This is a genomic window from Streptococcus merionis DSM 19192, assembly GCF_000380085.1.
Classification (GTDB): Bacteria; Bacillota; Bacilli; order Lactobacillales; family Streptococcaceae; genus Streptococcus; species Streptococcus merionis.
Genome location: NZ_KB904558.1, coordinates 15,480 through 28,237, shown reverse-complemented (window position 1 = coordinate 28,237; position 12,758 = coordinate 15,480). Strand labels below are relative to the sequence as shown.

Genomic DNA, 12,758 nt, shown 5'->3' with positions numbered 1-12,758 from the left:
TATGACAGAATTGCTTAAAGGAATTGCAGCATCTGATGGTGTTGCTGTTGCTAAAGCATATCTACTTGTTCAACCGGATTTGTCCTTTGAAACTGTTACAGTTGAAGATACAAACGTAGAAGAAGCTCGTTTGGATGCGGCCCTCGTTGCCTCACAAAACGAGCTTTCTCTTATCCGTGAAAAAGCAGTAGCTAGCTTAGGTGAGGAAGCAGCAGCAGTATTTGATGCCCATGCGATGGTTCTCTCTGACCCAGAGATGATCGGTCAAATTAAAGAAACAATCCGTGCGAAAAAGACAAACGCAGAAGCTGGTCTCAAAGAAGTGACAGACATGTTTATCACTCTCTTTGAAGGCATGGATGATAACCCCTACATGCAAGAGCGCGCAGCAGATATTCGTGACGTGGCAAAGCGTGTTTTGGCAAACCTCCTCGGTGTGCCTCTACCAAACCCAGCAGCTATCTCCGAAGAGTCTATCGTCATTGCGCATGACTTGACACCTTCTGACACCGCTCAGCTGGACAAACAATTTGTAAAAGCCTTTGTGACAAACATCGGTGGACGGACAAGTCACTCAGCTATCATGGCTCGTACGCTTGAAATCGCAGCTGTTTTAGGAACAAATAATATCACTGAGCGCGTGAAGACAGGTGATATCCTAGCTGTTAACGGGATTACTGGTGAAGTGATCATCAACCCAACTTCTGAGCAAATCACTGAGTTCAAAGAGGCTGGCGAAACTTATGCTAAGCAAAAGGCTGAGTGGGCACTGTTAAAAGATGCTGAAACTGTAACGGCTGATGGTAAACATTTTGAGCTTGCAGCTAACATCGGCACACCCAAAGATGTTGAAGGTGTGAATGACAATGGTGCAGAAGCAGTTGGTCTCTACCGCACCGAGTTCCTCTATATGGATTCGCAAGATTTCCCAACAGAAGACGAACAATACGAAGCCTATAAGGCAGTTCTAGAAGGTATGAATGGCAAACCAGTGGTCGTTCGTACCATGGATATCGGTGGCGACAAAGAATTGCCATACTTTGATATGCCACATGAGATGAATCCATTCCTTGGTTTCCGTGCTCTTCGTATTTCTATCTCAGAAACTGGTGATGCCATGTTCCGTACGCAGATTCGTGCCCTTTTGCGTGCGTCTGTCCACGGTCAACTCCGCATCATGTTCCCGATGGTTGCTCTTCTTAAAGAATTTCGTGCAGCAAAAGCGGTCTTTGACGAAGAAAAGGCTAACCTTTTGGCAGAAGGTGTGGCTGTAGCAGACGATATCCAAGTGGGAATTATGATTGAAATCCCAGCGGCAGCAATGCTGGCAGACCAATTTGCCAAAGAAGTTGATTTCTTCTCAATTGGTACCAATGATCTTATCCAGTACACGATGGCTGCTGACCGTATGAACGAGCAAGTATCGTACCTCTACCAACCTTACAACCCATCGATCCTTCGCTTGATTGACAATGTCATCAAGGCAGCGCATGCTGAAGGCAAATGGGCAGGTATGTGTGGTGAGATGGCTGGTGACCAGCAAGCAGTGCCACTTCTTGTCGGTATGGGCTTGGATGAGTTTTCAATGTCGGCTACGTCAGTGCTTCGTACGCGTAGTCTCATGAAACGTCTTGACTCTGCTAAGATGAAAGAGTATGCTCATCGTGCTTTGACAGAGTGCTCAACAGCAGAAGAAGTTATCGCCCTTCAAGCAGAATACGTGGACGCTAACTAATCTGAAAAAACTAATAAAGGAATGAAGACAATCCATTGGATGAGAAGATGGTTGAGTTCCATTCCTTTTTTGCTGTCTTCTGATGGAAGTATAGGGTAGCGCATGAAAAAAATAGAGAAAAATGGTATAATCAACTGATTATACCGTTTTTGGGTGGATTCATGACTGTGGTTTAGAAATACGATTCGGTTTAATAGAATCAAATTTGGAACAGAATACTTAATTAAATTGTAGCTGTCTGGATTTCTTTGATCATTTTTAATATTCTCATATCTTATGAAAGGATCAGTATGCAACACGTTTTTATCATTGGTAGCCGTGGCTTGCCAGCTCAGTATGGCGGTTTTGAAACCTTTGTGGCAGAGTTGGTAAAGAACCAGCAGAGTAATCAGATTAAATACCATGTCGCCTGCCTTTCTGATGAGGAGAGCTACCACCATTTTGACTATGAGGGTGCGGATTGCTTTACCATCAAGGCGCCTAAGTTAGGCCCAGCAAGAGTTATCGCTTACGATATGATGGCTATTCATTACGGGTTGAAAATGGTTCAAGATCAGCAGATGATACGCCCGATTTTCTATATTTTGGGCAACACCATCGGGGGAATTATCAAACCTTTTGCAAAAAAAATCAAGCAGGTTGGGGGTCATTTCTTTATCAATCCAGACGGACTAGAGTGGAGGCGTGCCAAATGGTCAAGACCTGTCCAAGCTTATCTTAAACATGCGGAAAAAGCCATGACCCAGTCTGCGGATCTGGTCATCGCAGACAATGCAGGCATTGAAACTTATCTGCAAAAAAACTATCCTTGGGCTAAAACGACTATGATTGCCTATGGAACGGATTTGACAGCATCATCTTTGACAGGTCAAGAACAGCAGGTCAGAGCGTTTTTTGATAAATGGCAGACCAGCGAAGGTCAGTATTACTTGATTTTGGGACGCTTTGTTCCAGAAAATAATTACGAAATTAGTATTCGTGAGTTTATGACGTCACAGACCAAGCGCAAACTTCTAATTATTGCCAATCATGACGGCAATTCCTATTTCCAGAAATTAAGAGAAGCGACAGGTTTTGATCAGGATGAGCGAATTTGCTTTGTAGGAACAGTTTATGATCAGGATTTGCTCAAGTATATCCGCCAGCAGGCCTTTGCCTATATTCACGGTCATGAGGTTGGCGGCACCAATCCTGGTCTTCTGGAAGCTCTAGCCCACACGAACCTCAACTTAGTTTTGGGTGTTGATTTCAACCGCCAAGTAGCGTTAGATACCGCCCTTTACTGGGAAAAAGAGGAAACGTCACTTAGTCGGTTGATTGATCTTGTGGATGGCGAGGTGGATCATTCCATCCTTGGGCAAAAAGCTAAGGACAACATTCAGGCAAATTATACTTGGGCGAAAATTGTTTCTAGTTACGAGGAGTTATTCTTATCATGAAAGTCACGATCCTTATGGCTACCTACAACGGTGAACGCTATCTAGCAGAGCAGATTGAGAGTATTCGCAAGCAAAGCTTTAGAGATTGGACACTGCTGATTCGGGATGATGGCTCAACAGATCAGACGCGGCAGATTATTGCGGATTATGAGCAGCTGGATGCGCGCATTCGTTTGATCACTCCTAATTCCTTTGATAATTATGGTGTGATTAAGAGTTTTTTCACCTTGCTCAAGCATGAAAAAGCTGATTATTATTTCTTCAGTGATCAGGACGATGTTTGGTTGCCAGACAAGTTGCAAATCCAGCTTGAAGCAGCTCAGACCTACTCTAAGCAGACACCGCTTTTAATCTACACAGACCTCAAGGTGGTCGATCAGGAGCTCCATGTCATGCATGAAAGCATGATTCGGACGCAGTCTGATCACGCCAATACCAGTCTTCGTCAGGAGTTGACGGAAAACACTGTAACTGGTGGGACTATGATGATTAATCATGCTTTGGCTCAGCTCTGGACAGATACAGATGATCTGCTCATGCACGACTGGTACTTAGCTCTCTTGGCAGCTGCCTTTGGGCATCTCATTTATCTACCTCAGCCGACTGAACTGTATCGTCAGCACGCGGATAATGTTCTTGGCGCTAGAACCCTGCGCAAGCGATTCAATAACTGGATTCGGCCCCATGTCCTTTTTGACAAGTATTGGAGCTTGATTAAGGCATCGCAAAAGCAAGCCAAAAAGCTCTTGGATTTCCCTTTAAAGCAGGAAGACAAGGCTATGGTGGAAGGATTTGTCTATATTATGGAGCAGCCTGCCTTTGGGAGATTAAAAACATTGCGAGACTTTGGACTTGGCAAAAACAGATTTTTCCATACTCTTGTTTTTCGGACCCTGATCCTTACAAAATTTGCTTATAGGAGACATAAATCTCAATGAATTTTTTCAATAGAAGCAATCGTATTCTCTTACGAGAAATGATTAAAACGGACTTTAAACTGCGTTACCAAGGAAGTTTGATTGGTTATCTGTGGTCGATTTTAAAACCCTTGTTACTTTTTACTGTACAATATTTTGTCTTTGTACGTTTTCTGCGTTTAGGTGGAGATGTCCCTCATTTTCCAGTAGCCCTCTTGCTAGGGATGGTGATGTGGAGCTTTTTTCAAGAATCTACAGCCATGGGATTGACTTCCATCGTGGCGCGTGGTGACCTTCTGCGGAAGCTTAATTTTTCCAAGCAAATCATTGTTCTGTCGTCAGTAGCTAATGCGGCTATTAACTTCGGAATTAATTTATTGGTAGTTATGCTTTTCACTGTAGTTAATGGTGTTCCCATTACAGTGCAATGGCTTTGGATTGTTCCACTTTTCTTGGAGTTGGCCCTTCTGTCTACAGGGGTTGCATTTCTCTTGTCGACCCTCTTTGTCAAATACCGCGACATTGGCCCAGTCTGGGAAGTTATTATGCAGGCTGGAATGTATGCGACACCGATTATTTACTCACTTTCGTACGTTTTGAATTATAGCCAGAAAGCAGGGAAGCTCATCATGTTAAACCCCATGGCGCAAATGATTCAGGATGCCCGCCACCTCTTGATTCATCCGGCTAACATTACAACATGGAACTTGATAAAAAATCCCTTTATTGTAGCAATTCCCTACTTGATTCCAGTGGTTATTTTCATCATCGGACTTATCGTATTTAATAAAAATGCCAAACGCTTTGCGGAGATTTTATAAGAATGGATAAACAGATAGCAGTTCGCGTGGATCATGTCAGCAAGTATTTCAAACTGCCGACAGAAACTACGCAAAGTTTACGCACTGCCCTTGTCAATCGCTTTAAAGGCATCAAGGGCTACAAGGAGCAGCATGTCCTCAGAGACATCACTTTTGATGTGGAAGAAGGAGATTTCTTTGGGATTTTAGGGCGAAATGGCTCTGGCAAATCAACCCTGCTCAAAATTATTTCTCAAATTTATGAGCCAGAAAAAGGCTCTATCACTGTTAACGGGAAGATGGTTTCCTTCATCGAGCTTGGAGTCGGTTTTAATCCTGAACTGACAGGTCGGGAGAACGTCTACCTCAACGGCGCCATGCTCGGTTTCACCACTCAAGAAATCGATGCCATGTACGAGGACATCGTTGATTTTGCAGAACTCCACGAGTTCATGAACCAAAAACTCAAAAACTATTCCAGCGGTATGCAGGTTCGTCTGGCCTTTTCCGTAGCCATCAAGGCTCAGGGAGACATCTTGATACTCGATGAGGTTCTAGCTGTAGGTGACGAGGCTTTTCAGCGCAAGTGTAACGACTACTTTCTAGAGAGAAAAGATAGCGGCAAGACTACCATCCTCGTTACCCATGACATGGGTGCGGTCAAAAAATACTGTAACAAAGCTATCTTAATTGAGGATGGGTTGATCAAGGCACAAGGCGATCCATACGATGTGGCGAATCAGTATAGTGTTGATAATGTAGTCAATACTGCTACATCTGAAACTCCAGAAGAAGGAGTCGCGCGCAAGACTGGTGTGGAAAATCTCGAAGTTAAGCTTATATCAAATTCTCAAATCACCCCGAACGATGACATTATTTTTGAGGTATCTTATGATGTCTTGGAAGATAAGGAGGCTTTCTTAGTTTTTTCACTGACAGATATTGATAGGAAAGTATGGATTTATAATGATAACTCTTGGGATTTAAAGACAATGACAAAGGGGCATAAGAGATATCGATACGCCTGCCGTTTGGATAATGTTAATGATCTTAACTTGCAATTAGTTGTCACGGTTTTAGGACGTAATCGTGAAATGCTGGCTTTTGCTAATATTGAAAATAGTCCATACTTTTTAATTAAGAGAGAAGATATTTCTCCAGAAGATAGTTCGGCACAGGATTCTGCTACTGGTTTAATCCAAAGAAATGGTCAGTGGCAAATCATACAGGATTAGGTCTGTCAGTACAGAGGTAGAAATGTTAGGTGATTAAAAATGGAACAGTTAATGGTTTCAATCATTTGCACGAGCTACAATTATGAAAAATATATCGCACAGGCATTGCAAAGTTTTGTGAATCAGAAGACAAATTTTGATTATGAGATTATTGTGGTAGATGATTGCTCGACGGATAATTCTCGTAGCATAATTGAAGCTTTTCGCACTAACTTCCCAGATAAGGTGAGAGTTTTTCTTAATAATGAGAATAAAGGGATTACAAAAACTTGGATATCTATCTGCCAAGAAGCTAGAGGAAAATATATTGCTCGTTGTGATGCAGATGATTATTGGATTGACAAGTTCAAATTACAAAAGCAAGTTGATCTTCTAGAATCTCATCCGAATTCAAAATGGTGTAATACTAATTTTAACATTGTTGACGAAGAAAACCATGTTATAGCTGAGCAAGTATTTACGAATGGTCCAATAAAGTTTGCGGATACTTATGAAAAGCTACTAGCAACTAAAGGAATGACCCTACCTTCTTCTTGGTTAGTAGAATCTGATTTGATGAGAGTGGTCAATTCAGAAATCCCCGACCGGTCAATTGATGATACTTTTGCGATTCAAGCAGAGCTGTTTCAGAGGACTGATTTATCCTATTTAGATGAAGTAACGGTTGCTTATCGGATGACTGGTAATTCAGATTCACGTCCTAAAAGTTCTAAAGCTATGGAAAGAAGAATTAATGGTTTACTAGAGACTCAGCAATACTATATTAATAAATATACAAATCGAGATATGAAGAAGATGGTTGAAATCCAAGCAGAGCATGATGCTTGGCAGGAATTGAGAATTTTTCATTTTAACGAACACATTAAACACTTGACTAATAGAATTAGTGAACTAGAAAAACAACTTCAAGAGGTTGTAATTATTTCTGGTGATCAAATCAATCAGCTGAAAGAGCAAAATAGGGTAATAAACGAGAAATATAATTCTGTAATAAACTCTCGTCGCTGGATTATCCCAACCAAGATTATCGATTTCTTTAGGAGAAACTCATGAAGCGTTTATTGCTTTATATTCACTTTAACAAATTTAACAAGGTCAGTCCTCATGTGCTGTACCAACTTGAGAAGATGAGACCGCTGTTTGAGGAAGTCATTGTGATTTCAAACAGCCTTGTCTCAGATGAAGAACGTTCATCAGATCAGCTGAAAAGGTTATCGGATCGCTTTCTTCAGCGAGAAAATAAGGGATACGACTTTGCTGCCTGGAGAGATGGTATGGCAGAAGTTGGCTTTGAGCAACTGGCAGTTTATGATAGTGTCACGATTATGAATGATACTTGCTTTGGTCCGCTTTATGATATGGCGCCTATCTTTCATCGATTTGAACAAGACGCTACTGTAGATTTCTGGGGGATGACTAATTTTCGTGCTAATAAGCAGTTTGACGAGCATATCCAAAGCTATTTCATGAGTTTTAAACAGCATGTGATAGCTTCTGCCACCTTTCAAAAATTCTGGAAATCTGTTCAAGATTTTACTGATGTTCAAGATGTGATTGACAACTATGAGACTCGTGTGACCACTAATCTCATTGGCGCGGGTTTTCAGTATGGGGTTGTTTTTGATACGCTTAATGAAGATGCAAGTGACATGTTGCATCCAGATTTCTCCTATTACAATCCAACAGCGATTATCTCTAAACAGGTTCCGTTTATCAAGGTAAAGGCTATTGATGCTAATCAAAGTATTATCCCTTATATCTTGAATGAGATCGGGACTAAGACAGATTATCCAGTAGAGCTAATTGTTTCATATATGTCGCAAATCTCACGGCCTGATTTTAACTATCTCTTAGCGCACAAATATTTGTCTAAGGAGAACTTACCCTTACCTGAGGATACAAAAGTTGCCGTGCATTTACATGTGTTTTACACAGATCTACTGACGGAATTTCTTGAAGAGTTTAAGGCCTTTAAATTTTCCTACGACCTCTTCATTACGACCGATAATGAAGACAAGAAGATTGAGATAGAAGCAATAATAGCAGATTACAAAATGTCTGCACAAATTTTTGTGACAGGTACTGTTGGACGAGATGTCCTGCCGATGCTAAAATTGAAAAAACAGCTGTCTCAGTATGATATTATTGGTCATTTTCACACTAAAAAATCAAAAGAAGCAGATTTTTGGGCTGGAGAATCTTGGCGTAAGGAATTGATTCAGATGTTAGTCCAACCAGCCAATCAAATTCTTAGTCACATAACACAAAAGGAAGACTTAGGGATTGTTATTGCAGATATTCCAACTTTCTTTAGATTTAATAGAATCGTCAATGCTTGGAATGAGCATCAGATTGCACCTGAAATGAATAATCTATGGGAGAAGATGCGCCTGAACAAAGAAATCGATTTTCAAACGATAGATACCTTTGTCATGAGTTATGGGACATTTTGCTGGTTTAAATACAAGGCTTTGAAACCACTTTTTAATCTGAATTTAACAGATCAAGATGTTCCGAGTGAACCTCTGCCACAAAATTCAATCCTGCATGCCATTGAGCGTTTGCTTATCTATATCGCCTGGGATCAGGGGTATGATTTCAGAATTTCAAAAAATCCAGTAGATTTAACACCATTTATTGACAATAAATTATTAAATGAAAGGCAGTTTGCTGTCCCAGCAACTGCAGTTGACTTTACTTACATGGGAGGAATCAAAGGAGCAGCTAAATATATATTTACTGGTCCTATACTAGCAATAAAGTACATCATTAGACGTTTATTGCATAAGATAAAATTATGAAAAAATATTTAAACGCTTTAAAGCAGGTGCTACCATCTTTAAGATTGGATTATATTCTGTTATTCTGGTCTGCCTTTTTTATCAATTATTGTACTCTGGGATATCGTTTTTTGACCAGCTCTAACATGCTGGAGCTAGTTAATCTTCCGATTTATATCATATTATTTACCTTGGCAATTGTATTTATTGGTATATCGATATCTTATTATTTCTCCAAGAAATTTTTTCTCAAGCTAGTGGTAGGTTATTTTATCTATGCGGCATCGTCTTATTTTATTTTCATTAGCAGAAATGTTAATAATCCAGATTTATCTCCCCTTAAATTTTTGAAAAATGGCTTTTGGGAGTTGAAGTTCATCGTTCCTTCTTTAATAATTCTTGCTATAGGTATTATTTCGCGGTATCTATTTAGAGAGCTAGGGCTAAGGAGTAAATTCAATCGATTAGGGTATAGCTATACCAAGGAACTTTATCTTTTGTCCATTTTGACATCATCTTTTGCAATTAATGATAATAAACTATTTAGAAGTATTTCGTCTAATTTAGATATATTTTTAAATGAGGATTTGAGTGACTATTTTCCCCGTATCCTTGCTTTAACCACTAGTGTGATGTTAATTGGCTTTCTCTTGGTTTCGTTTTTCATCTTTAAGGCTTTATCAGATTTTAAAAGCAATCAACCGAGCATTGAAATGGCAATTACCTCAAGTCTTTTTTGGGCGGTGGTATTTAACTATACCTTGCAGCTTGGAATAAGAACAGACGAAGCGTTGTTTGGTCAGTTTATTTTTCCGGGTGGGACTCTTTATCAAATCATCATTCTTTTCTTAGTATATTTAACTGTCTACGTTCTTATTAATAAATATGTATATGCTAGTGTTTTAATATCGTTTTCTGGCGTTGCAGTGTCAGTAGCCAATTATATCAAGAGCAACATGAGAAATGAACCCCTTTTGGTCACTGATTTTTCATGGTTGAAACAATTTAAATTAATTCTGGGTTTTGTAGATTCAAAGATTGCTATACTGATTGTTCTAGCAGTTTTGGCTTCAATCGTTGCGATTGTTTTTCTAAGGAAACGATGGGTTGCTGGACAAATAATAAAACAAACTAAGATTCGTCTTATTATGGCTGCTTCTATCTTGTCTGCATTCGTTGCGGTATATTCCATTTTTGTTAATGAAGAAAATAAACGTATTGTTGACGGTGTACCGGTTGTATCAAAAGTTAATAATTGGCTTGATATCGCTTATATGGGTCATATGACAAATGCTAGGTATAAATCTCTCATGTATGTCTGGACCAAGCAATTAACCAAACCAATTATGGAAAGACCTGAAGACTACTCTGAAGAAAGAATTGAAGAATTAGTAGACAAGTATACTAAAAGAGCTCAAGCTATTAATGAGGAGCGCTCTGCAGATATTACTGAAAGGACTGTTATATACATTCTTAGTGAAAGTTTGGCAGATCCAAGTAGGATTCCAGCAGTGACCTTATCGAAAGATATTATTCCAAATATCAGGACAATCATTTCGAAAAATACAGGTGGTCTGATGAGATCAGATGGTTATGGCGGTGGGACGGCTAATATGGAAAATCAGTCGTTGTTAAGCCTGCCCTACTATAATCTCTCTTCGGCTGTATCTGTAATGAATACGGAAGTAGTTCCTAAGATGACCTACTTGCCATCAATTAGTAATCTTTATGATAGCAAAAATCGAATTGCGATACACCTGGGAGGGGCAGCAACCTACTCTCGTAATGACTTTTATAGACGTTTAGGGTTTGAGAAATTTATTGCAACTGATGGAACGGCTTTTGAGCCAGAAGTAATAGAAGAAGTGGGGCTCTATCCCAGTGATGAAGCTACCTATGAGAATGTCTTATTAAATATTGATGAGTCCAAGAGTCAATTTTTTTCTGTCATAACTTATCAAAATCATATTCCATGGTTGTATGGTGAACCTAGTGACGTATTTGGAAGTAGTCCTGAGTTTACAGACGCCCAAAACTCAGAACTGTCTAACTATGCCCGTCTAGTCTATCAAACAGATATAGTAACCAAAGAATTTTTAGATAAATTGTCTCAATTAGACAAGGATGTTACAGTTGTTTTTTATGGAGATCATTTGCCAGGTCTCTATCCTGATTCTATATTCTCTGATAACCCTGAGTTACAGTATCAAGCAGAATATTTTATTTGGAGCAATCATGAAAGTAAGAAACTTGATTACGATTATGTCAATTCAAGTGATTTTACTGCGGCACTTTTAGCACATACTGACTCTAAAGTTACACCTTATTATGCTTTGATGACCGATGTTTTGGATTATGCTTCAATAAATCAAACACAATTGAGTGATGACGCTCGAACTATTGCAAATGATTTAAAGTTAATTCAATATGATTTAATGGCTGGCGCAAAGTATCTTTCAAGAAATGAAAACTTTTTTAGTAAGCAACCTTAAATTCAGGAGAAAACTGGTGAATAAAAAAACGATACTTCATTTTTATTACGTTTTGATAGCAGTATTTTTCACGCTGCAACTATTAACCTATATCAATTGGCCTGGGGATCAAACATGGTTTGCGGAAAGGGCTAGAGAACTGAACTATGATTATTTGGGATTTGCTTTTCAAAGATATGAGACATGGAGCAGTCGCTTACTCATTGAATCGGCAACGATGTTTTTCTCAGTTCATTATCTTTTATTTGATATCGCTTTGTTTATCAGTAGCTACTTGTTTATCTTTTGTTTTAATGAACTCGTATTGAAAAAAGAAGATATTCATTTAAAATTTTTTACTCCAATTTTATTTGTGTTACTCTTTTCAGGTGAGATGTTTATTGGTGCAGGATTAATTGCTACTGTAACTAATTATTATTTTCCGATAGTTTGTTTAACAGTCGGGATGTGGCTTCTTAATAAACAGAAGACGTGGGGATGGATTTTAGGAATTCCAATTTTTATCTTCGCAGTTATGCAAGAGCAGATAGCTTTCTATAGCTTCTTACTTTTTGGCTCCATTGTTGTAGTTGATTATTTTTGGAAAAAATCAATTGTACTACCTCATGTTTTTTCCTTAGTTGTGTCGCTATTTGGCGTTGCATCAGCTAAGTTATCTCCTGGTAGCGCAGTTAGATTAGCGGAAGAAATCGTAGCTTGGTATCCAGAATTTAATGACTTGTCATTGTGGCAAAAAATATACTATGGTTTTGTAGAGACGAATCGGGTCTTATTTGTTGATCTAGATTTATTGGTTATTCCATTGTTATTTCTAGCAGTTCTCATTCTCAGCATCCTTAAAAAGCGGTATCTATCTTCAGGTTTATCATTATTAATGCTCATTTTGACCTTAGGTCAGCAACTTGACATTATGACACCATTTAGAACTTTGAAAGCAATGATGGCAAATGTTCGAGAACAGCCACCTTTTGTAGAGGATTTATATATCTGGTTCTTCTTAATTCTTTTATTGGCCGTTATTGTAGTTGTTATATTTGATGTCTTTGCAGATCAGAAGATTGCGATAAGTGCTACCATAATTCTCATAATTGGTTATGGTGCTAGAATGCTTGTTTCTTTATCACCTACGATTTATGCCTCAGGTGTGAGAACGTTTATGCCGCTTGTTTTTTCTACCTTGATAGTCCTATCTTTCTTGTTAAAAGAGATTTACCAAATCATTGCTCCCAAAATGGATAGAGTTATTGACTAGTTTCTTAATAAGTTGATGAGCATTAACAACTTACCAGCTTTTGTCGAGTAGAGGCTGGGCAAGACAACCATGATGGCTTCGCCCTCACCCCCAAAGCGTGTATCTGTT

The 12,758-nt window shown here is 39.1% G+C and carries 9 protein-coding genes; all 9 read left to right on the top strand.

Features of this window, described 5'->3' with window-relative positions:
• Window position 1 precedes the first annotated feature (1 nt).
• The 9 genes from ptsP to A3I5_RS0109385 all read left to right on the top strand — a co-directional run bounded on the left by ptsP (window position 2) and on the right by A3I5_RS0109385 (window position 12,650).
• The gene (gene ptsP / locus A3I5_RS0109425; RefSeq protein ID WP_018374356.1) at window positions 2-1,735 is read left to right on the top strand and encodes a phosphoenolpyruvate--protein phosphotransferase; all 1,734 of its coding nucleotides are present in this window, start codon (window positions 2-4) and stop codon (window positions 1,733-1,735) included.
• A gap of 290 nt (window positions 1,736-2,025) precedes the next feature.
• Window positions 2,026-3,174, top strand: coding sequence for a beta 1-4 rhamnosyltransferase Cps2T (gene cps2T, locus A3I5_RS0109420; RefSeq protein WP_018374355.1), 1,149 nt, complete (start codon window positions 2,026-2,028; stop codon window positions 3,172-3,174).
• Entirely contained in the window at window positions 3,171-4,112 is a 942-nt protein-coding gene (locus A3I5_RS0109415) for a glycosyltransferase family 2 protein (protein ID WP_018374354.1), read from the top strand. Before cps2T ends, A3I5_RS0109415 begins: the two co-directional genes overlap by 4 nt.
• Window positions 4,109-4,912, top strand: coding sequence for an ABC transporter permease (locus A3I5_RS0109410; protein ID WP_018374353.1), 804 nt, complete (start codon window positions 4,109-4,111; stop codon window positions 4,910-4,912). The genes A3I5_RS0109415 and A3I5_RS0109410 overlap by 4 nt, the downstream gene beginning before the upstream one ends.
• Window positions 4,913-4,914: 2 nt before the next feature.
• Window positions 4,915-6,126, top strand: a complete 1,212-nt coding sequence (locus A3I5_RS0109405; protein ID WP_018374352.1) for an ABC transporter ATP-binding protein — start codon at window positions 4,915-4,917, stop codon at window positions 6,124-6,126.
• A gap of 39 nt (window positions 6,127-6,165) precedes the next feature.
• Window positions 6,166-7,179, top strand: coding sequence for a glycosyltransferase (locus A3I5_RS0109400; protein WP_018374351.1), 1,014 nt, complete (start codon window positions 6,166-6,168; stop codon window positions 7,177-7,179).
• Window positions 7,176-8,927 carry a rhamnan synthesis F family protein gene (locus tag A3I5_RS0109395; RefSeq protein ID WP_018374350.1) on the top strand — a complete coding sequence of 584 codons (1,752 nt, stop codon included), beginning with the start codon at window positions 7,176-7,178 and terminating at the stop codon, window positions 8,925-8,927. Before A3I5_RS0109400 ends, A3I5_RS0109395 begins: the two co-directional genes overlap by 4 nt.
• Complete coding sequence (locus A3I5_RS0109390) at window positions 8,924-11,398, top strand: LTA synthase family protein (RefSeq protein ID WP_018374349.1); 2,475 nt, start codon at window positions 8,924-8,926, stop codon at window positions 11,396-11,398. Before A3I5_RS0109395 ends, A3I5_RS0109390 begins: the two co-directional genes overlap by 4 nt.
• A 16-nt stretch (window positions 11,399-11,414) precedes the next feature.
• Complete coding sequence (locus A3I5_RS0109385) at window positions 11,415-12,650, top strand: hypothetical protein (RefSeq protein ID WP_018374348.1); 1,236 nt, start codon at window positions 11,415-11,417, stop codon at window positions 12,648-12,650.
• Window positions 12,651-12,758 lie beyond the last annotated feature (108 nt).

What these genes read in the sequence shown, in the direction of transcription:
- ptsP (WP_018374356.1), top strand. Translation starts at nt 2, where the DNA reads ATGACAGAATTGCTTAAAGGAATTGCAGCATCTGATGGTGTTGCTGTT.
- cps2T (WP_018374355.1), top strand. Translation starts at nt 2,026, where the DNA reads ATGCAACACGTTTTTATCATTGGTAGCCGTGGCTTGCCAGCTCAGTAT.
- A3I5_RS0109415 (WP_018374354.1), top strand. Translation starts at nt 3,171, where the DNA reads ATGAAAGTCACGATCCTTATGGCTACCTACAACGGTGAACGCTATCTA.
- A3I5_RS0109410 (WP_018374353.1), top strand. Translation starts at nt 4,109, where the DNA reads ATGAATTTTTTCAATAGAAGCAATCGTATTCTCTTACGAGAAATGATT.
- A3I5_RS0109405 (WP_018374352.1), top strand. Translation starts at nt 4,915, where the DNA reads ATGGATAAACAGATAGCAGTTCGCGTGGATCATGTCAGCAAGTATTTC.
- A3I5_RS0109400 (WP_018374351.1), top strand. Translation starts at nt 6,166, where the DNA reads ATGGAACAGTTAATGGTTTCAATCATTTGCACGAGCTACAATTATGAA.
- A3I5_RS0109395 (WP_018374350.1), top strand. Translation starts at nt 7,176, where the DNA reads ATGAAGCGTTTATTGCTTTATATTCACTTTAACAAATTTAACAAGGTC.
- A3I5_RS0109390 (WP_018374349.1), top strand. Translation starts at nt 8,924, where the DNA reads ATGAAAAAATATTTAAACGCTTTAAAGCAGGTGCTACCATCTTTAAGA.